The organism is Candidatus Berkiella aquae (genome assembly GCF_001431295.2).
Classification (GTDB): domain Bacteria; phylum Pseudomonadota; class Gammaproteobacteria; order Berkiellales; family Berkiellaceae; genus Berkiella; species Berkiella aquae.
This window is the reverse complement of record NZ_LKAJ02000001.1, coordinates 607,205-628,820: the sequence shown is the minus strand read 5'-3', so window position 1 is coordinate 628,820 and position 21,616 is coordinate 607,205. Positions and strand designations below refer to the sequence as shown.

Sequence of the window (21,616 nt, the reverse complement as noted above, 5' to 3'; positions counted from 1 at the left end):
AATTAGCTTGGTAACTTGTTACTATAAGCTGCTTTAGTACCACTTTACCATGAGCCATGTGAGAGAATAAAATACAGCTTTAGATATCAGCTAATTAGCAAAATTATTATGCTTTTTTAATAAATCGATCTAATAAATTGAATAGCATTGGGTTTAGCAGAATAGAAATAATCGCTCCTGCGAGAATGATATCTTGCTGCTGCGCAGAAACAATATTTAGCTTTACCCCCAGTTCTGCCAAAATAAATGAAAATTCACCAATTTGTGCAAGGCTCACTGAAATGGTGAGCGCAATCGCAGGAGGATAACGAAATGCAACAACTAACACGTAAGCTGCAATCGATTTTCCCAGCACAATAATTAAGACCGTCGCAAGCACCATCAATGGTTCAGTAATTAATATATTAGGACTCAGCAACATGCCCATGGAAACAAAAAATAATACGGCAAAGGCATCACGTAATGGCAACGATTCTTCTGCTGCCTTGTGACTGAATTCTGATTCACTCAATATCATTCCTGCAAAAAAAGCACCTAGCGCAAATGAAACACCGAATAGTTTAGCAGCGCCATAAGCCACACCCAATGCAATCGCAAGAACACATAAACGAAATAATTCAGCCGATTTGGTTTTTTCGGTGACTCTCAATACCCAGGGAATAAGCCTCTTGCCAACCAGCAACATTAGCGCAACAAAGGCAATCAGTTCAATGAACGTGATCCCCAAAGAAAATATTAATTCTTGATTGAATAATGAGGTGCTGGCATTGCTTGTAGAATGACCCTGCCCAAGTTTGGCAATTGCCGGTAACACAACCAAGGTAATAACAACCGCGAGATCTTCTACAATGAGCCACCCTACGGCAATTCTGCCACGATCAGTGACTAAAAGATCTCTTTCTTCTAACGCTCTTAATAGGACAACGGTACTTGCTACCGATAACGAAAGGCCGTAAATAATACCAGCACCATGTGACCAGCCCACTAATTGAGCAACCCCCCATCCCATCAAGGTCGCGATTAGAATTTGGCAAATGGCACCAGGAAGCGCTATTTTTTTCACTTTCAGCAAATCTTGCCATGAGAAATGCAATCCCACCCCAAACATGAGTAAAATCACGCCAATTTCTGCTAACTCATGGGCTAGCTTCATATCCGCGTTATAACCGGGCGTGGTAGGGCCTATCATGACCCCAGCTAAGAGATAACCCACAATGGGTGATAATTTCAGGTAATGAGCTATCATCCCAAGAATAAATGCCAGGCCTAAACCAGCGACAATCATTGTAACAAGCGGCATTGAATGTAACATAGGTGTTCTTTATTAATAGAAACTCTCTCTAAGTATGGTGAGTGTCATCAAATTCAACAATACCTTTTATATCAATGCTGTTAATTTGTTTCTGGATAAATTCACAACAATTTTCTTATACTAAGCAAAAAAACCTTAATGACCATTCATCTGGGTATACCTTATAAGTAAGGATAAGAAAGCAGAGGAGTGTATATATGTTATCTTGGGTCGTTATTTTTTTAATCATTGCATTGATAGCGGGCTTTTTAGGCTTTACTGGTGTCTTTGTTGCCGCTGTTGAAATCGCAAGGATTCTGTTTTTCATCTTCCTAATTTTATTTGTGATTTCTTTGGTTTACTACCTTATCAGCGGTCGTAAACCTCCCGTTCCGTAATGCTTTGATTAAATCACCCATATGAGAGAGTGCCTGTGTGCTTGTTTTGGCACTCTCCTGGTGATTTAGTTTGATACTCTTTTCACCGCTATAATTAACTCATCATTCTTTATTTATCTTTTTCTATATAAACATCCAGCTAAGGTTAAATAACATGTTCAAAAAGATACTCGTGCCAATTGATGATAGCAAAGCTGCTAATTTGGCCTTAGCAAAAGCTATTAAACTGTGTCAAAACTATAAAGCAAAGCTACGAATTGTCCATGCCATCGATTATATTTCTCAAAGTACAGGTATTGAAGGCGTTGATCCTGAAACGTTTCGTGAAGAATTAAAAAAGTCTGCACAAACAATGTTACTCAAAGCACAAAAAAAAGCAGCTAAACAAAATATCAAAGCTCAAATTGAATTAATTGAATCTTACAAATTAGCCGATCGCATCGATCAGTTGATTTTAAAATCAGTCAAAAATTGGCATCCTAGTTTGGTGGTGGTTGGCATGCATAAGAAAGAAGGATTAAGCAAATTACTCTTTGGCAGCCATTCTGAAAAAATCATTGACGCCATCTCTGCTCCTATTCTGCTTATCAAGCATAATCCCCCTGCAAAATGAATGAAATCCTATTTTTTATCATTTTAGGTTTTGCAGCTCAATTAATTGATGGCGCGTTAGGACTCGCCTATGGCGTTATTAATATGACGGTACTACTTGGCATGGGGATCTCCCCTACTGCTGCAAGTGCCGCTATTCATACCGCCGAAATCTTCACTACAGGATTTTCAGGAGCATCACATCTTGCCTTTAAAAATGTTGATTTTCGCTTGTTTAAACGGCTTATCATTCCAGGTGTTATCGGGAGTGTGATAGGTGCTTTTTTATTAACTAAAATTCCTGAAAAAACCATTAAACCTTATATCTCTGCCTATTTATTAATAATGGGATGTATGATCCTCTATAAGGCTTTTAAAGAAGCTGCTTGGTTCGAAAAAGTTCGCCATCTTATCAATAAAGCGTTAGATCGTGAAAAACCTTCGCATAAACCCCAACGGGTAATTCCACTAGGATTAGCCGGTGGCTTTTGCGATGCCATTGGTGGTGGTGGCTGGGGCGCCATTGTGAGTTCAAGCTTACTGGCTCAAGACGCAAATGATCCCCACTATACCATCGGTACGACAAATTTGGCAGAATTTCTGATTGCTTTAAGCTCTTCTATCGTTTTCTTTACCGCGATTGGCATCACGCATTGGAAAATTGTATTAGGTTTGATTCTTGGCGGTATTTTTGCTGCTCCCTTAGCGGCCATTGCGGTCAGAAAACTTCCTGCAAAGGTAGTCATGATTTGTGCTGGATCATTAATTTGTATTATTAGCACTTATACTATTACTAAGCACTTTTTTTAGCCTTCACTTTTCGTTTGGGTTTAGGCTTGTTCAACAAGAGTGATTTAATTTTTAGCTTAGCTTTTTTTCCATTTTTTTTCAAAATTTCATGTAATGGTTTCTTGTTCTTCTTATCTTCTTTTTTAACCTCTTTTTCCATTTTCTTTTGTAATCGTTCCAACAAATTCATTTTCTTTTCAAGATCACGCGCTATCGCTTTAACTTCTTTGGTGAGAATTTTGATATCCTTTTTTAACAAACTCACTCTATCCATATCTTCTCCTCTTTATATCTCATAAAAAAATATGCACTTAATATATATTAAGTGCATATTTAATTTTTTGCATATCGATAGTCGAACTACGTTTTTTTAGTGTTCTTTATCATCAAGTCTATTTGCTTTAATAAAGTTATCTAATTCTCTTTCAACTCTGTCTTTTTGATATCCATATTTCTTTTGGATTAAACCGCCTAATTCTTCTCGGGTGCCCTTGAGACGTTGTACTTCATCGTCAGTGAGATCGCCCCATTGTTGTCTGACTTTACCTTTTAGTTGTTGCCAATTACCTTGGATAATATCTTTATTCATAACAGCCTCCAATTATCTCTCGTTTATACACTCGTTATTTTGGTGGATTTGGTTGTTTCGGCCCACCCGGGGGTGGAACCGTGGGTGAAGGTGTTTCAGGTGGTGTAATGGGAGAATTTGGATCTTCTGGCAAAGAAGGTTTCTCAGGATCTGGCGTTGGATTTGGATCATGAGGCGGATTAATAATTGCGCTTATTGCCATTGAATTCAATTTTCCAGCTAACATCTAATCACCTATCTCATCTTCACTTTTCATTTACCCTTATCAATATAGTTGAAGATTTATCATAAAAACGATTTATCTTTGAAATTAACAGTGATTTACAGTAAAAAATACAGCAATAACTGAAATTAATATCGCTGTTTTTTGCTGTTAACTTAGCAATTACATTCTTTTTGCAAAGGTTAAATTCTTGTTATTTGAAGCACGTTCTGTCATTGATGATGATGACCGTGTTGGTACGGGTGTTGATATAATAAGAGCACCTTGTCTTGCAATAGCTTCTCCCGTTTCTTCTGCCTCCTCTTCTGAAGAACTTATTAGTAATTCCTCTAGTCGATTTATTAAGTCATTCATTCCATCTGGTTTTTCAGTTAATAATTCAATCATTTCCTGTTGATGATTCTCTGTCGCAAGTATAGTCGCATATTGCAATAAATCTGGACTGACTGTTTTATACTGCAAATACCATTTTACAATGATTTCATGACCTTGTTCTGCAGCAACGGCAAAAGCAAATGCCCGCCACGTATTTCTTGAACAATGATCATATAAATATTTAACGATAGGAAGAGAGCCGTTTTTCGCCGCTGCAATTAAACACTCACCGACGGTTGAATCTTCGCTTAAATCTGATTTACGGACACTGGGATGTGCTTTCCATTTCTGCAATAATACTTTGACCTCCTTGAGATCGGCTTTTGCGATAGCACCCCGAAGCTGTTGTACCAATTGTGCCGAAGTGCAGGCTACGATTTGCTGTTGTATGACAATCTTCCCAATCGTTAACCACTGATGACGATATTGCTTACCGAGTTTGATAACCGGTTTTTCTTCAAGCCTCTTTTCTTTAGTCAAGCGTTGCAAATGGATAGCGTCTAAACTTATCCATCCGGCTACGGCTCCAACGATTGATGCTCTAACGACATTCGCCTGATATAAGCTTGATGATGTATCATCATTCACAAAGCATCCCACGTATTTTTTAAAATAAGTTAAGATATTGTTTAATAAAGTCACATTTTTTCGCAAAGCAACTTGTAAACTCTCTTTATCTTTAACTTGTCGTGTCTGCCCTATTTCTATTGCATGCGTGATTGTTTCATTAAAATACGGTTTTTCTCGTTCAGCAGGTTCAACACTCGCAAATAAAAGAGGCGGATAGAATTCTTCACCATGTATTTTATGGAGTTCTGTTCTGCAATACTCATATAAATAGCCAAAAAAGGGAGTTAAATTATTGTGTTTTCTGGTGTTTAATTGGGCAAATACTCGGGGTGCATGATAAAGGGTACTTCTAATGCCGCTTAATACTTGAAATGGAAGAATTTTTTTACCTAATTTATTTTCTGAATACAGTAGCGCTTCAAATATCCGCCCGGTGGCGCCTAAAATGGCAAGACGTCGCATCGATACCTCTTTTCCTTTATATGAATAATAATTCATTTCAAGTACCGTATGCCATTCCATCATGCAACGGCTCACATTCGTATCTTCAGGTAAACTTTGTGGATAACTTTTAGGCTGGAAGAGTGCAGATAAATAAGATTCTGTTATGGCGGGGCCTTTTTTCATGTTTTATCTCATCAGCAATTAATTTAGGCGAATTATACCTATTGCGGTTTTAAATGCGAAGAGGGGTTTAGGTCATGGTGATTAATTTGTGGCAATCATTGTTTCACTGCTGCCGCAGTTCGGGTGAGAAAAATCTTCTTTCCTCCCATTACGGCTTCGCCTTCATGGGGGGCTAGCGAATTTCCTCGCTGCCGCGAGGAAGAAATGTGAAAATCTGCGCAGCGGGAGCTGCGCCAGTTGCTAGCCCCCCATGAAAGCATGAACGGCGTTAGCCGTGAATGCTGGAATGGGGGGAAACTCACCACGCAAGTAAACTGCGGCAGCGGTGCAACTATCATTTCGCATAAACCACCAAAATATCTTTCCACTGGGTGGTATAAGCAGGCGATCTATTTTCACTCATACTCACCCAAGGTTTATCAAAACCACAAATGGCAAACTGAATCATTTGATTGCCATATTTGACGTTGATATTATCCATCGCTTTCATTAATGCCGGATTATTTAACTGCTTGCTATCGATAAATAAATCCGCTTGTTCGGTTTTTTTAGGAATTAAATCCAGCAACATGGTGCCCGCTTTTTTATACTGATACCCTTCCCGAAAAATCGCATTTACCCCCCGTAATGCCGTTTGCAGAATGACCATAGTATTATCGGTTTCTTTAGGAAATGGCAAGGTAATTGAATTGGTATACTGCAATTCACTGTTGCTAAATAAACTGGTTCTAACAAACACCATTATGCTTGACGCAAACGAATGTTGTTGACGGCATTTTTCAGCGGCACGACTAGCATAATCGGCAACCGCTTGACGCAATTCATTTAACTCCACAATAGGTCTACCAAATGAGCGAGAAACCATAATATTTTTTCGCGGCATGGTATGCTCTAAGGAAAAGCATGCAATCCCTTTCAACTCTAATACCGTTCTGGCTAACATCGCATTGCATTTGCGTTTAATTAAATGATGATCGGATGTTGCTAATTGTAATGCCGTTTCAATGCCCATTTGCTTTAATTTTTCTGACCAATTGCGCCCCACTCCCCACACTTCACCAATTGGCACGCGTGATAACATGTTATTGATCTGCGTTTGATCTTTAAATTCACAAACCCCTTCAAGCAAAGGATATTTCTTCGCCAAATAATTGGCGATTTTGGCTAGCGTTTTGGTTGGCCCAATGCCAATTGAAACGGGTAATTTTAACCCTTGGTAGACTTTACGGCGTATATTTTTGCCATATTCCATTAAATTCCAATGCTCAAACCCTTTTAAATTCAAAAATATCTCATCGATAGAATAAATTTCAAAATCAGGAGAAAAACGCTGTAACAGCCGCATGACGCGATTAGACATATCACCATAAAGCTTAAAATTAGAAGAATAAACCCATACCCGATGTTTACGCACTAAATCCCGTTGTTTAAAAATAGGCGCGCCCATTTTAAACCCCAGTGCCTTTGCCTCATTCGAGCGCGCCACAATACAGCCATCGTTACTGGAAAGCACTAGCACAGGCTTACCTTCTAAACGAGGGTTAAATACCCGTTCACAAGAAACATAGAAATTGTTGCAATCAATCAGGGCGAACATGGCTTTCTCGGTTATTTTTATTTGATAACTGTGCATTATTCAAAATATAGCAAAGTCACCACTCAATTCAACTATTTATCTTGATTTACCAGAAATTGGTTTGTTAACTAGTTACTTGGCATTCTTTGCACGACTTTGCCCATCTTTTATTGAATAGGCATAATCCCTCAGAATAGGTGATTAACGTGCAACTGCCCGTTTTGGGAACCTCTTTATCAATTTCATTGTCTTCCTTATAGAAGACGTCACATATGGGGCAAAGGTAAACATGCTGAATAGCGCTGATAAAAAAGCATTACTGTTAGCGTTAATTGACACGCTCGATCCTGAGCAAGCCGTCGATGAAGCAGAAACGGAACAAAAAGCACTAGAGCTGATACAAACTCATCGTGAATTGTTAGGCATGCACAGTGAAGCCGATCAAAATATCACTCCCCTAATTGCTTCCGTGATGAGCCCCGATCGTTGTGCCAGTTTACCTTTATTTAAACAGCTGCTACAAAAGCCAACCGATGTGAATGCAGTGCAAGATGCTAATATCACTGTCACCCATTTTTTAACACTTTATAATCGTCATAAACATTTACAAGCCTTGCTAGCAGAACATCTTGAAACGCTTGATGTGAACGTACAAACGGCAGCAGGTGCAACTCCCATTTATTATGCCGCTTTAAAAGGCGCCAGCGAATCAACCGCTTTATTAACCCAATTAACCAAAGCAGATGTGAACATACCTAATAAAAATGAGCAAACACCGCTGCATGTTGCTTGCTTTTTTGGTCAATCTGCCGGCGGCAAGCAAATTATTCCTATCTCGCCTGAATTAGCACAAAACTATATCGATACCATTCAATTATTACTCTTAGCAGGGGCCGAGGTCGATGCTAAAGATAAGTGGGGCTCAACGCCAGCGCACTGCCTTGTGGCAGCCGATATTCCACCTGAAATGAAAGCAACTGCCTTGAATTTATTGATTGAGCATGGTGCCAATCTTGAACTGAAAGCGAATAATGAAAGTAGTGTTTCGACGATCGCAAACGCTTATGATTATCAAAGCTTTCGTCCCATGTTACAACAACAAAAAGTACCACCTTTAAAAATATTGGCGGCTAAAAAGGTACTTGAAACAGAATCCGAGAAATCACACAGCATTTTTGAGGATATCGCTGATATCCTCAAAAAGCTTACCTTAGGAAAATCCAAACCTAAATAATTCTTACTTCACCCCTCCTGGTTTAATAGGAGTAGGAGTCTGTGAGGGTTCCGCAACTTGCGCATTCTCAGTTTTCTCTCTCATCTGCGCTAACATGCCTGTTGATTTAAGAGCTGAAGAATTAAGAAAGGCATGCGATTGTGTTGCTTTCGCTTCAGTTTTAGCTTCAGTTTTAGCTTCAGCACTGATGGATGCTCGCGCATCAGCACGTTGTCTGCGTCCCATTTCGGTTGGCTGTTGCTCTACTCTTGATTGTAAGCCTCCCGTGATCTCAGGTTGAGCCGAAAGTAAGGATGATAATCTGCCCGATAAATCGGGTTGTTGCGGCTCCGGTTTAGGCTGTGCTTGTCTATCCACCATCCAAGCAGGTCTACCTTGTATTGCTCTAGCTTGTTCACGTGTTATGCGTGGATAACGTTCTTTAGTCCCACCTTGAGGACGTTGTGGACGCGTCGAAGTTTTTGCCTGAGGTTCAGGGGGTTTCCCCTCTTGTGAAGGAGGCATTGATTGTTGCTCTGTCACAGCTTGTGTGGATGGTGACGTCACTGCGTTAGTCTGCGCTGGTTTGGCTAACTCTGGTGGCGGTGTCAGTGGCTTAGGTGGAAGCATCCACGCGGGTGTAGCAACTTTTGGCTTTGTCAAAGGAGGCGTGACTAAAGTCGGTGGCGGTGTCAGCGGCGGCTTAGGTTGTTGCTCGGTCACAGCTTGTGTGGGTGATGACACTGTCGCGGTCGCTTCGGTAGTCGGTGTCTTTGGTAAGGGTGGCATTTGTGGTGGATTAGGCAACGGTCTGCCTACTTGTGGTCTGCCTACTTCTTGATTTAATTTTGTTTGTAATCTTGTCACTGCCTGGCGTGCCTGTTGTGGAGTCTGTGGTTGTGGCGGTTTAATCTCAACCTTTTGAGATTGGATTTTCACCAAAATCGATTGAGCTGGACCTTTGAAAAGTTTATCTGAATCATTATCTGACTTAGAAAGCGCTTCAATATACTCTTGTGCTCTTCTTTCTTTTGTTGGCGAATTTAATTTCTGTATTTCTTCTATCTTCAGCAAAACAGCATTAGCTGGTTTATAATCCACCCCACGGATTTGAAAACGGGTCTTAATTTTGATAGCTTCACTTTTCAATTCTGCCAACCCGTCAATTTTAGCTTTGGGTACCGCCGGTTGAGGAATAGAGGGTTTCGCATCTGGTTGTGTGGATGTCACCATCGAAGCGTTTGTCGATGATGCAGAAAGAGGAGGCGTGACTAAGCTTGGTGGCGGTGTTAGCTTAGGTTGTTGCTCTGCCACAGGTTGGGTTGGTGTTTGTCGCGGTGGTAGCTCAACCGCTTTAAGAACATTTTGAGCCGTAGATTTGAAAACCGTATCTGACTTAGAAAGCACATCAATATACTCTTGTGCTCTTTTATCTTTTTCTGGCGAATCACTTAGTTTCTGTATTTTTTCTATATCTTCTACAAGGGCTCTAGCTACTAGATGATTCAGGCTACCGGTAGAAAATCCTCGCGTTGCCTCTTGAATTTTCTTTTTCAATTCTGCTAACCCGTCAAGTGCATTTATTTTCTCTGGTGGTTGAATTTGTATTTTTGCTTCTGCAAGGCTTTGTACTTTTTGTTGTAAGCCATAATTACTAGTCACTTTCATCGATGCTTCAACGCTAGGATCAACCTGTTTTTTAATAGCTGCAATTTGATCGGCTGCAGGTATGACCGTGCCACGACTATTGAGGATATCTTTACCATTTTTATCATATTCATGTAATATTTCAATAATAGCTTCTACTGAGGTGGCACCCTCAATCTTTTGTTTTAATTCTGCTTGATCTTTTTGTCTTTGCAGCATTATTTCATTGAAATTTTTAACAAATTCTTGATATTTTTCCGCCGGAATTTGTTTGCTTTCAAAAGAGATCGATGTTGATGAAACATCGAGTTTAACTCCCAATTTAGCTAATACATCTTTGGCTTTTTGAATATTTTCAGCAGGAATGTCTCGGTATTGTGCATTTGGATTATTGGGTGGATATGAAAAAGAAGCATACATCGTATATATTTCTAATATTTCTCGGAGTTTATAATGCATATCTTCTTGCAGTTTTTCTTCAGGCGTTTTTTTGGTTTGATCTTGTTGAGGCTTAGAGAACAATTTGCCTGCTTGTTTATTTAATTTTGCTTGCAATCCGGCCTTTGGTGTAGATGTTTTGAGATCTCTAATCGCCCCTTGACGTTGTAATGGTGGACGCTGTGGGCGTTCTGGAAGTTCTGGACGCTGAGAAGAAACCGAAGCCTGTGGCTGTGGTTCTGGTTGTTTGGTCTCGGTTGTCGCCTGTGATGGTGTTGACACCGTTGTATCTGTTACGGGTGATGCCTCTTGAGTTTTAGCTTTAGGGGGCTTTGGTGTTTCCACTAACAGTGAATCAATCATAACGCCTGACGCTAATATAGCAATTTGACGTAATTCAGGTTCTTTAAATTTGGTTTCTGATATTTCTTTAATTCTTTCCATTGTTTTTTCGTTGATTTGCTCAAGACTTAAACTCGTCCTGTTGTAATTTCTGAATTCGTTTAAAATCGATTTTGCTTGTTTAGCTACTAGATCATCTGGGTTATTCTTTATATTTTCTGCAAGTTCTTGTAATTTCATCTTAAAATCATTTACATCAAGAGTGGATGCTGCTACAACCTGCTCGTAATTATTATGTCTCTCGGCTTCATTAAGTATCTTACTAAATTGAGATATTTTCTCAGCTGCAGTGTTGAACTGGTCAATATTCTCTGGTGAGTTCTTCATTATATCTCGGATGAGTAGATTATACCGAGGACCACGTTGTACCGGTGTAATTAATATTGAAGATATATTATCTGTAGTTCGATGAATTTCCTTAAACAACTCGTTGGCTTTGTCTGGTATAGGTTTAGTGCCTATTTTGTTATACAAAATCGTATATTCAGCATAAGCCTGATTTGCTGATTTAAGTGCTTCTGCCCATTTATTCGGGTCAGCCTCTAATAGAGACGCTGTAACTTTTTTTTGTGCTTCTTTAACAGCAACCAATGCATCAAACATCTCAATTGCTTCGGCGCGTGTCATTTCAGATTGATCAGCTGGACTATTTTTATTTTTATCAGCCGGATTTACAGGTTCGTCAAATTTTCTTAATACTGCAACCATCGTTTTTAAATCAAGCGTGTCTATCTTCTGAAGATAATTCTTTTCCGAACTTATCAATTCACGATAAACATTATTTCCTAACCTATGCTCTTTAATACCACCCTGTTCATCTGAACCTAAACGTGTAAATCCAAATAATTTTACATTATCTGCAATTTTCTTTTCTTGTTCTTCAGCTGCTTTTTCCGCTGCTTTTTGCTCTTCTTCTTTGCTAATCGTAGCCTCTTGCAAGATGGAGGGAGGTGGTGTGTTAGGCTGAACCGTTTCAGGCGTAGCTTCTCTTTTTGCACGAATGTTGTTTATAAATTCCTCTCGGCTAACAGTCTCTGGAGGCCAATAAGGTGGGTTTGGCTGCGCTTGGGTCTTGGAACCTTTTATCTGTCCAGCCCGTTGAAATGCCTCTTCTGAAGTTAATCTTAAACCTACTGTAGGTAAGCTAATTTCTGGTAATTTCTCTTCTAGAATTGCTTTATTCTGGAGCTTCAAATATTTTTGTGAAATGGCATCGAATGTTGCCGCTTTGCTTACAGGTACAGCTATTTCATCAGCTCCTGTTATTTGTTTTAATATAATTGACATTTCAGGAATAGGTTTATTTTTAGCATTCTCTTCGATTGCTGCAATTAGATTCTTATTATTTCCTGCCGGGTTGAACAAATCGTCATGCTTAGCTAATATCTTCGCAGATTTTGTATCGTCTAGAATGATATGATCTACTAATTTGCTTGATCCTGGTGCTGTTTTAAGCACATTATAAATTTCATTTGCAGTAAAGTAATCGCCATTTTTTGAACATTCAGCCAGCAGTTCTGCGTAATATCTAACTTTCTGCCTTTGTTCTTTGGCAGAGCCAGCAAGTAAGATGTCATCACGAATGGTAGCGTTAAGCTCGGCGGAATGTTCCTTCATGGCTGTAACGTTAGGTGCCAGTATAGGTCGTACTGCTTCTTTGCTAAGCGCTGCTAGTACAAATTCATCAGGCTCAATTTTAGCAAACATCTGCTGGTGTAAGTTTTTGAGCTCAAGGGCCAATTCTTTGGGGGATTTTGCTTTAGGAGCCATGTAAATCCTCTCATTGAGGTAATCAAACTTCTCCCATTCTATGCATGTCTCATAACTGAGTTATATCGTACTAAAGTACAGTATGTAGATACACGGATTTCTCGGGAGAAAAATCATTGCGAGCGTTGGTGTGAGGCATCGAGATGGAATACCGCGGACAAACCGCGGGAAGTAGGAATAGAGAACGCGACTTGCCGCGGCATCCAGAACTCAAGATTAGGATCCCGCAAGGCTATAAAGCGAAGTTAAGCTTGGGGGAGAAGGAAATATTAGCCTTGTTGGATCTCAGCTAATTTATCAATGATATCTAAAGATTCGTGCATATAAACGTCATCGATCTTTAAGCAAGGAACTTGAGTACTACCCGTTAGCGCTACCATTTCTTGATTAATCGCTTCATTGGCCCAAGCATCTTTAATTTCAACTTCCATGGGATGCTGCTCTAAATAGTCAGTCACCCTTTTACAAAAACGGCAACCGTTGCCAACATAAAGCGTTAATTTAGGCTTCATCATTTTTCCTTACAACGACTAGGTTAAAGTGCTAGCGAGGGAATCTACTAAAGGAGGTTGGGATTGTCAAATAAAGGGCATCGCTGCAAAGATTAGGAATTAAGATAAAAATCCCCCGCTCGCCTCCTGCTACGCAGGAGAAGCGCGAGCTGCCCCCTTTTAATCAAAGGGGGCTTAAGATAAATTTTTTGACGAGCGTTAAATATGCTTCTTCACCCACTCAATATATTTGTCTAACCACCCTTGCATAAAGGCTTTGCTCGCTTCACCAATATTACCCTCAGCATCAAATAACCCTTCTTTCATCTGCAAGAAAACCTCAGGCTGCCCAAGGGTTGGCATATCAAGATAAGCCAGAATATTACGCAAATGTTGTTGAGCGAGAGCGGTACCTATCGCTCCAACAGAAACACCAATCACACTTGTCGGTTTTCCTGCCCACGCATTTTGACCATAAGGACGAGAAGCATGATCAAGCGCATTTTTGAGTACACCAGAAATGGAACGATTATATTCCGGTGTAACAAATAATACGCCGTGGGAAGCAGTAATTTCTTCTTTTAAACGTTTAACAGCAGGTGCCTGGTTCGCATCATCGTCTTGATTATAAAGCGGTAAATCGCCAATGGTTAATTGCTTAAAGGTCACATCAGCAGGTGCCATTTTTGCTATTGCACTAGCTAATTTCTTATTAAAGGACTCTTTACGAAGACTACCAACAATAACGGCTATTTGTATTTGACTCATGATTCATCCTTAATTCGCTTGAAATGAGGTAAGTGGGATATCCCACTCGCCTTGAAGACGCAAGATTTTCAGTAATATGGCTTGTTTGAATGCTGCACAGTTGGTATATAACTGTGCCTCCCTTTCGCATTAATCGAGTATAGCAGTAGCAGAATGACAAAAAAATCATTGAATGACTTTAAATTGGTGCTTTCAGGCATCATGGACAACGCAGCTAATGAGAGCGCTAATATCCTTCATGCTGCTTGGATAGAAACCCCTTTAGGGCCTATGCTAGCCATCGCCAATGAAAAATCACTCTTTCTGTTAGAGTTTGCTGATTGGCATGGTTTAACCAAAGAAATTCATTGCCTGAGAAAAGAAACCCATTCTGTGATCCTCCCTGGAAAATCAGCAGCTTTAACCTCCATTCGCAACGAATTAGAACACTATTTTAGTGGCAAGCTAAAAAACTTTAAAACACCCTTGCGAAAAGTCGGAACCGATTTTCAAAATCAAGTCTGGACCGTCACCAAAAAAATTCCTTATGGGCAGACTCGCTCTTATTATGATATTGCCATGTTACTCGGCAAACCCAGCGCATTTCGCGCGGTGGCCAATGCCAATAGTAAAAACAAATTTGCCATTGTCATCCCTTGCCATCGGGTTATTAATCATAATGGTGGTATAGGCGGCTATGGCGGTGGCATCCCCAGAAAAAAATGGTTGATAGAACATGAATTATCTTAATATGGCTGGCCCTTCTTTTTTATCACCTTTGTTAACTTGAAGCGGTTCTTTTTGCTTTTCAGCATTCACAACTGGTTTCATCTCAACTATCATCGTATTTGCCGGAGTCAAAAGTTCCGCTTCAGTTGACTCTGATAGTGTTAGCATTTGCATGTTTTCTATCACATTCTTCATTGATTGTGTCGACAATCTCACATATTGTGCACTCAAACCCGGGTCGTTTGCATGCCATTTTGATAAGGCAATATAATCCTGCGCGGTTAATAAAGGATGTTTATAAGCCTCATTGCACTTTAGCCACTCTCGACAAAGTAATTTGTTTTTTAAAACTTCCATCGCAAAAGCACGATTTTCTTCAAAATAAAGAAAGGTTATTTCAAGAAAATCATGAAATTGGACTTTTTCCAACATCATTGATTGAGCCTCGAGATTCCTCACCAAGAGATATCGTAGCGTATCCTCTGCCCAGTGTGCATTTTCTTCGTCATTAAAAATAAGTGAATTAATTCTTAATAATAAATTGCGTGCTTTGAATGGCTCTAGCGCCAAGATTTTTGCAATCTGAACCGAATCTAAATGAACGAAAAAATTTGGATCTGTTGTCACATAATGAGCTAAAAACGGATTTGTGCTGATCAATGGAACAAAATAAGAATAACTTAATACTCTACACCATTGCGGATTCTTGGCGATCAGGACAACGGTTTGCTGGAGGTTTCTAACAACATGTTGTGCTCTGTCGAAATCAGTGAGTTGTGCTGATTTTAACTCACGGACCATGGCCTTAAGCAGTCGCTCCAGCATTTCACATAGTTCATCATGATAAATAAACGGATTTAAATGTGGATTGCTCAAAAAAGATTGCCAACAATTGGTTTGTATCGTCTTGGTTATCAACTCATATATTTCTTTAGCCTCTTTGATATTCGTTGCATGGCTAAGTAATGTTGCAGCCGCTCTAAATTGCTTTAATTGATATAACTGCTTAAATAACGCTAAAGAAAAAGGACCAGACAGTGACATATGTTCTCCTAGTGCACTTTACAAACAATTCTATTTTCTTGAACTTGATAGGATTCAGGAAACAGTGGCGTTATCTCGCCAAGATATGCTCGCAGTTTGGCATCACCCCACTCATCTGCACGCTCTTCTTGAAAATTATCCGGAACGAAACCATTATTCAATATGGTATAATCCACAATCTCTTCTATTAATTTCTGCAACAGTTCTCGTTCAGAGAACTCTTTTTGCTGAAGATAATCCAGAAAATGATTAAAAAGATCAATCTTAAGTTGTGCCGCCCCAAGCAGTTTTTGCAACCTTACGATGATGAGCGGGTGTTTGCTATTTTCTATTTGCCGGTTTAATTGTGCCATTTTTGCAACAAAAGGATTTTCAATATCATCCTTCTCACCAGCAGCAGTGAACGGCACCAATAAGCTCATTAATGCTTGTTTAAATTTTGGAGATATTTCTTGTTCACATTCAAGAGAATCGATTAAATCCTCTAGCCAGGTGGTTCTAGGGTTATCAATAAACACAGGAATTTTCATCGTCAAATATCCAGCAAGCGCCTCTAATTGATGAAAACTGTGGTTATATTGGGGTACCATATTATAAAATACCGATAGCAATTGTCCTAATAGATCTCTGGCCACAGGCTGTTCATCGGTAAAAGGATTTAAGGTTTGAAGATCATCTGCATTAGGTATTCTATCTGAAGCCTTTCGAACCATTTCTTCTAAAGCCAAACCAATATCACCTTTAGTAATATCAACTAGATGCTGTTGAATATAGATTAGATCTTCGTTATCTAATGGATAATGACTTTCTTGTTTTATTTTTTCAAGTAATTTTATTTCATCTTCGAATTCTGATATAAAATCTTGACGAATTTTTAATAAATCTAAAGGATAACGTCCAGGATTACAGGCTATTTCTTTAGCCGTTAATTGATTCAGATCAACCAGTGAGCGCAGTAATGGTTGTTGTTCTTGCGCGCTTAAGTGCTTCATCTTTTCTTTAAATGCTTGGCTTACCTTAGCGCGGAAAAATTCAGCTAATATACTTTTCACATTATGAGGTAATGCGGCAACCGGATGAAAATTTCCCATTTGCGCAATACGCGTTAAATACCCAGGAAAACAAGAAGGATCATCTTGGCCATGTGCATTGCGAATGTCTGCTAACCAGTTGATAAAATTTACCAGTCTATTTTGGCGGGTATCTTCATCACCTACTGTGCTATCTATCACCGCTAAATAGTAATAAGCAGTGCGCTCTCGAACAATCTCAGAGGCTTTCATATTATCCAAGTTGCCACCTTGATGAGAGGCTCGCGTGGAAAAAACAACTTCTTTTTCTTGAGGTTTGGTGTACAAATTAGGCCACTTGGCTTTAACCAAAGCAAAGGGATTATAACCTCGCCAAGCTGCCTGTTCTATGCTCGATTGATTCAACACAGCAACCGATCGCTTCATGGCTTTAGGCTCAGCCATAATTAAATTTTTTCGATTCTTAGAAATAAAATGGATGGTGGTTTTATCGCCCTGTGCAACAGCTTTTTTCTGAATAGAATCTAAAATCGTGGCACGTATCGCCTCTTCTATTTTTTCCAGCTGTTCTTGTGAACCATTACCAAAACTTGCAAATTTTTCCGCAAAATGCGGTTTAACCACCTCGGTAAAGTGATGATTTGCCTCCAAAACGGCTTTATCATCCATCGCACTTTCATGCCCCAGATTTTTATTGCGTTCGTTTTCTGTCACCTGTTTTTCCATCTCTAAAATGGCAAGTGCAGCTAAAACCACAGGGAGACACAGTGAATGCGCTTCTAAATACGTTAAGGGTTCTTTAATTGAAAGGAAACTCGTCATTTTTTCAATCGAATCAAAATAATTAAAATTAACGATTACTTTTGACAACGGTAAGCCTAGCATCTGTCTTGCTGACATCACTAATCTTGCAGTTACCACATCTTTTGTTCTTAACGCGGTGCGCATGATACTCTCATTGTTGATTCGAGTCGCAACATCAATACCCGGTAAGGCGATCAATCGCTGAATCAGCGCATGATTTTTCGCGATAATCGCTCTTCGTAAAAAAATATGTAAATAATCTTTAGCCCTTGATGCATCATAAAATGGTAATAATAAGATAAAGGCATCAACATTATTTTCTTTTATCGCTATATCGATAGCAGAAATATTTTTTTTATCTTTTTGCTTCACATCAATCTGGGGGACTAATAGTAACCGCGCAAGAGCAGCCATTTTATTTTCACGAACCGCAAAATGCAGCGCTGTCTCTCCACGGCGATTTTTAAAATTAACATCCGCTCCCGCACTTTCTAGTAAGGCAATAGAGGCAACATTATCCTCTATCGTTGCGTTCATTAATGCTGTTTTTCCGTACACAAGGCTCTCTAAAGAGTCCCCTCGTTGTTTAATTTTTTGCAACAGTTCAAGAGAGCCTCTATCTAAAGCAAAAGAAATCGCATCGTCACTGTGTGGGGGTAGCTTATCCATAGCAGGATTAAATCTTTGTCCAAATGCATATAATAACATCGACCACACTCGCCTATTTAGTTGTCTACCTAGAGTTAAGGCTCTCTATTTTAAAGGTTTTGGTGTGGAACAGGAAGGTGAGAGGATTGATCACTTAGGTCGATTTTTGGCTATTGAAGTATTTTCAGCTTCAAGGAATTTATCTCTTGAAAAGAAAGGGGCTTTTCTTTCTCGCTGGATATCAAAACTCTTCAAAAAAGAATGATTTTCTTGGTTGTCAGCTTTTGCTACAGTTGATTTATTTTGTGGTGGTTTATTTTCCTTCTCATCTGAAAGATTTTGGGCTTGTGGCGGCAGTGGTGGTAACGGTGGTAAATTATCAGACGGGAGCTCAAATCGAACGCTGGGTTTGCTAACAACTGGCTCTACTTTCACTGCAGTGTTTTGAGTAATCATTTGTTCGGGTTTTTCTTGAGAACGAGGGTGTTTATCATTGATTTTAGAACGAAAGCTATTTCTAATTGCTCTTAAACCATTTTTTAAATCATTCGTTGCCTGCGCTATCCTGCCGAGAGGTTGCTTTTTACCATTAACAGGATTTTGATTGGGCTCTATATTACTTTCTGAACGAAAGCTATCCCTGATTTCTTTTAGATCATCTTTAAAGTCACTCTCTGATCGAGCTATCTTTCTACGTGGTTGATTTTCATTATTAACAGGATTTTGATTGGGCTCTATATTACTTTCTGAACGAAAGCTATCTCTGATTTCTTTTAAATTATCTTTAAAGTCACTCGCCGATCTAGCTGTCTTCCTACTCGGTTTCGTTATATCAGGATATTTAACACTTTGTTCCACAAGTGCTTGTTGCTTCCAAGCACTCTTATCCATCCAGGCTTTAAGTAAGGTTTTATTATCGGGCTCTCTATCAGGATTCTTAGCTATAAATGCAGTTTTAGCTGCAACAAATTCATTCTTATATTTTTCAAAATCTCGTTCCAAAATGCCCACCATATCTTTATTCCATTTATCATTTTTATCAGCGAGTTTCCACCCACAAGGCTCTGCTGGATCGGGTTTTATAAAAGTAAACTCACTCTTCACTGTCACACAAATGCGAGGTTTACCATCAGCTTTTAATTGATTATAGTTATCAACCGCTTGTTGAGATAAGACGGTTCCTGCTTTGAAATGATCATGATAAGCTTTTGATTCACAAGGAGGCTTCTTATTCATGCCAATCTGTGATTCGGTATAATTATCATCGGTATTCCAAGCACGTGAATTTCCATTCTTAGCAACATTGGCATGCTCTGCCTCCACAATACCGATGGCAACTATCGCTGCGCCATCATCTACTTTATCATATTTAGCAAAATCGCTTTTTCCTACAGTTCCTTGTGGATAATTCAATGCTTCATCCGTATAAGTTTTGGGAATAACAAGGTTCAAACCTTTTGTCGCTAAAGCGGCTTCTTCTACTATCTCTTTCACTTTCACACTAGATTTATTCTTATCTAAATCGGTAATGCCGTAAAATCCTTTGGCAACTGCCAGTTGCAAAACCATTCCTCTCATTTGCGAAACTTCGCGTTCTACCCCACCATCAACAGATACTATAAAATTACCCTCTTTTGCGCCGGTTCTAGGAATCACTTTGTCGATTTTATCTAAAAAATCTTTCTGCGTTGCACTCTTGCCTGCGGCTGAAGGACCAGCATAAGGGGCAATAACGCGATTTGCCCATGTCTCACCGGGGCGGAAGTTAGATGATTTCTGAAACACCGCATCGCGAAATGCTTTGCTGTTTGCCTCTTCTTCAATAGCAGCTCTATATAACTCTAATCCACGTGGGCCTAAAAAATCTTCTAACTTGGTGCCTTCCATATTAGGAGGATTCTTTCTTTGGGCCTGCATTTTTTCATCTTGTAAAAAATCGAGAAAAGCTTTACGCGCATCTGTTTTCGGTGTTTCATCACAGCCTTGGTATAAAATGTTGTATTTTGTGAATTTATTTAATTTTCCTAAACATTCTGCTTGTTTGTCTTTCATCTCTCCAAAATTATCAATAGCGTCAGACCAGCGAGGCACTTCAGGCAATGGCGGTAGATTAAAAGATACTTTGGGTTGAACTATTGACCCTGCACTCACATTATTGTCAGGTGTCGTTTGATTCACCTTATTATTGTTTTTTAGATTTTCTCTTCTATTTATGGCGGAACTTATCCTCCTCCTAAATCCATTTTCACTGGAAGAGAGTCTTCTACCCGTGTTTGGGTGTTGCTCTGATGCTTTTACAATGGGTGTCACATTTGGTTTTTGTCTCCAAGCATTACCATTTTCATATACCATCCACTCTTTTAATAAGGCCTTTTTATCGGAACGTAAATAGTGATGCTCAGCTTGATGTGCCTTAAACTCGATCTCATATTTTTCGAAATCTCTCTTTAAAATGCCAACCATGTCCTTATTCCATTTGTCTTTTGGATCGGCCAGTTTCCAGCCACAAGGTGCTGTTGCATCCGGTTTGATAAAAGTAAACTCACTCGTCACTCTTACACAAATACGTGGTTTATCATCAGCCTTTAATTGATTATAATTACTAACTGCTTGCTCCGATAAATTGGTTCCTGCTTTGTAATGATCATGGTAAGCCTTTGATTCACACGGCGGCTTTTTATTCATCGCTATGTTATCTTCGGTAAAATTATCATCCGTATTCCAGGCGCGTGAATTACCATTTCTCGCAACATCTGCATGATTTGCTTCAACGATACCTATAGCGACGATGGCTTTGCCATTATCGACCTTATCATATTTAGCAAAATCTTTTTTACCCACGGTGCCTTGCGGATAATTTAATGCTTCGCTGGTATACGTTTTAGGAATGACAATATTCAATCCTTCTGTCGCTAGAGCGGCTTCTTCCACGAGTTCTTTTACTTTGACACTGGATTTATTCTTATCTAAATCCGTAATGCCATAAAACCCTTTAGCAACCGCAAGTTGTAAAGCCATCCCTCTAATTTGCGATACTTCTCGTTCTACACCACCATCAACGGATACCACAAAATTACCATCTTGTTTACCCGTTTTAGGAACGGCTTTATCTATCTCATCTAAAAATGACTGCTGCGTCGCACTCTTGCCTGCTGCTGAAGGACCTGCGTAGGGAGCAATAACACGATTTTCCCATGTCTCACCCGGTCGATGGTTTGATGCTTTTTGAAACACGGCTTTACGAAATGCTTTACTGTTTGCTTCTTCTTCTATTGCTGCTTGATATAACGCTAAACCCTGTGGCCCGAGAAAGCCTTCTAACGTCGTTCCTTCGATATTCGGAGGGTCTTTTCTTTGCACCTGCATCATTTCATCTTGCAAATAATCAAGAAATGCTTTCCTAGCATCTGTTTTAGGTTCTTCATTACAGCCTTGATATAAAATCTTGTATTTTGTGTCTGTACTTAATTTGTCTAAACATTCCTTTTGTTTAGCTTTCACCTCACCAAAATGATCAATTGAATCTGACCACCGCGCAGGCGGTATTTTTGGCAAAGGTGGAAACTCTGCAGGAATCTCAAAACGTACTTTTTTTGTGTCGTCCTCGCCCATGAAAATCCCAC

Annotated in this window: 16 protein-coding genes and 1 pseudogene; 5 read left to right on the top strand and 12 right to left on the bottom strand. The window is 39.4% G+C overall.

Features of this window, described 5'->3' with window-relative positions; translation table 11 throughout:
- Positions 1 to 124 precede the first annotated feature (124 nt).
- A pseudogene (locus HT99x_RS03025) lies at positions 125 to 1,312 on the bottom strand (cation:proton antiporter domain-containing protein); the annotation flags it as partial.
- Between the two features lie 197 nt (positions 1,313 to 1,509).
- Between HT99x_RS03025 and HT99x_RS03020 the strand changes: the two are divergent.
- The 3 genes from HT99x_RS03020 to HT99x_RS03010 all read left to right on the top strand — a co-directional run bounded on the left by HT99x_RS03020 (position 1,510) and on the right by HT99x_RS03010 (position 3,090).
- The gene (locus tag HT99x_RS03020; RefSeq protein ID WP_075065739.1) at positions 1,510 to 1,689 is read left to right on the top strand and encodes a DUF1328 family protein; all 180 of its coding nucleotides are present in this window, start codon (positions 1,510 to 1,512) and stop codon (positions 1,687 to 1,689) included.
- A 154-nt stretch (positions 1,690 to 1,843) separates the two neighbouring features.
- Positions 1,844 to 2,302 (top strand): universal stress protein, encoded by a 459-nt coding sequence (locus HT99x_RS03015; RefSeq protein WP_075065740.1) that lies wholly within the window; start codon positions 1,844 to 1,846, stop codon positions 2,300 to 2,302.
- Entirely contained in the window at positions 2,299 to 3,090 is a 792-nt protein-coding gene (locus HT99x_RS03010; protein WP_075065741.1) for a TSUP family transporter, read from the top strand. Before HT99x_RS03015 ends, HT99x_RS03010 begins: the two co-directional genes overlap by 4 nt.
- On the opposite strand, the gene HT99x_RS03005 is transcribed toward HT99x_RS03010, so the two are convergent.
- The 5 genes from HT99x_RS03005 to HT99x_RS02985 all read right to left on the bottom strand — a co-directional run bounded on the left by HT99x_RS03005 (position 3,074) and on the right by HT99x_RS02985 (position 7,050).
- Positions 3,074 to 3,343 (bottom strand): hypothetical protein, encoded by a 270-nt coding sequence (locus tag HT99x_RS03005; RefSeq protein WP_075065742.1) that lies wholly within the window; start codon positions 3,341 to 3,343, stop codon positions 3,074 to 3,076. The genes HT99x_RS03010 and HT99x_RS03005 overlap by 17 nt on opposite strands.
- A gap of 96 nt (positions 3,344 to 3,439) precedes the next feature.
- The gene (locus HT99x_RS03000; protein ID WP_075065743.1) at positions 3,440 to 3,658 is read right to left on the bottom strand and encodes a CsbD family protein; all 219 of its coding nucleotides are present in this window, start codon (positions 3,656 to 3,658) and stop codon (positions 3,440 to 3,442) included.
- A gap of 34 nt (positions 3,659 to 3,692) precedes the next feature.
- Positions 3,693 to 3,884: a hypothetical protein gene (locus HT99x_RS02995; protein WP_075065744.1), complete on the bottom strand. Its 192-nt coding sequence runs from the start codon at positions 3,882 to 3,884 to the stop codon at positions 3,693 to 3,695.
- Positions 3,885 to 4,043: 159 nt separating this feature from the next.
- A complete protein-coding gene (locus HT99x_RS02990) occupies positions 4,044 to 5,453 on the bottom strand; it encodes an ankyrin repeat domain-containing protein (RefSeq protein ID WP_075065745.1) in 1,410 nt (469 codons plus the stop codon).
- A gap of 334 nt (positions 5,454 to 5,787) precedes the next feature.
- Positions 5,788 to 7,050 carry a translesion error-prone DNA polymerase V subunit UmuC gene (locus tag HT99x_RS02985; protein ID WP_075065835.1) on the bottom strand — a complete coding sequence of 421 codons (1,263 nt, stop codon included), beginning with the start codon at positions 7,048 to 7,050 and terminating at the stop codon, positions 5,788 to 5,790.
- Between the two features lie 268 nt (positions 7,051 to 7,318).
- On the opposite strand from HT99x_RS02985, the gene HT99x_RS02980 reads away from it, so the two are divergent.
- Entirely contained in the window at positions 7,319 to 8,263 is a 945-nt protein-coding gene (locus tag HT99x_RS02980) for an ankyrin repeat domain-containing protein (protein WP_075065746.1), read from the top strand.
- Positions 8,264 to 8,266: 3 nt separating this feature from the next.
- Here the strand turns inward: HT99x_RS02980 and HT99x_RS02975 are convergent, their stop codons facing one another.
- From HT99x_RS02975 to HT99x_RS02965, 3 genes are all read right to left on the bottom strand, one after another.
- Positions 8,267 to 12,499: a RasGEF domain-containing protein gene (locus tag HT99x_RS02975; RefSeq protein ID WP_075065747.1), complete on the bottom strand. Its 4,233-nt coding sequence runs from the start codon at positions 12,497 to 12,499 to the stop codon at positions 8,267 to 8,269.
- A gap of 269 nt (positions 12,500 to 12,768) precedes the next feature.
- Positions 12,769 to 13,014 (bottom strand): glutaredoxin domain-containing protein, encoded by a 246-nt coding sequence (locus HT99x_RS02970; RefSeq protein ID WP_083482822.1) that lies wholly within the window; start codon positions 13,012 to 13,014, stop codon positions 12,769 to 12,771.
- Between the two features lie 195 nt (positions 13,015 to 13,209).
- Positions 13,210 to 13,758: an NAD(P)H-dependent oxidoreductase gene (locus HT99x_RS02965; protein ID WP_075065749.1), complete on the bottom strand. Its 549-nt coding sequence runs from the start codon at positions 13,756 to 13,758 to the stop codon at positions 13,210 to 13,212.
- Positions 13,759 to 13,911: 153 nt separating this feature from the next.
- Here HT99x_RS02965 and HT99x_RS02960 point away from each other — a divergent pair, with 153 nt between their 5' ends.
- A complete protein-coding gene (locus tag HT99x_RS02960) occupies positions 13,912 to 14,487 on the top strand; it encodes a methylated-DNA--[protein]-cysteine S-methyltransferase (RefSeq protein WP_075065750.1) in 576 nt (191 codons plus the stop codon).
- Here the strand turns inward: HT99x_RS02960 and HT99x_RS02955 are convergent.
- From HT99x_RS02955 to HT99x_RS02945, 3 genes are all read right to left on the bottom strand, one after another.
- Complete coding sequence (locus HT99x_RS02955) at positions 14,479 to 15,510, bottom strand: hypothetical protein (RefSeq protein WP_075065751.1); 1,032 nt, start codon at positions 15,508 to 15,510, stop codon at positions 14,479 to 14,481. The two genes, HT99x_RS02960 and HT99x_RS02955, sit on opposite strands and share 9 nt — an antisense overlap.
- An 8-nt stretch (positions 15,511 to 15,518) precedes the next feature.
- A complete protein-coding gene (locus HT99x_RS02950; RefSeq protein ID WP_075065752.1) occupies positions 15,519 to 18,053 on the bottom strand; it encodes an ankyrin repeat domain-containing protein in 2,535 nt (844 codons plus the stop codon).
- 90 nt (positions 18,054 to 18,143) lie between these two features.
- A complete protein-coding gene (locus HT99x_RS02945) occupies positions 18,144 to 21,605 on the bottom strand; it encodes a hypothetical protein (protein WP_075065753.1) in 3,462 nt (1,153 codons plus the stop codon).
- Positions 21,606 to 21,616: the final 11 nt, after the last annotated feature.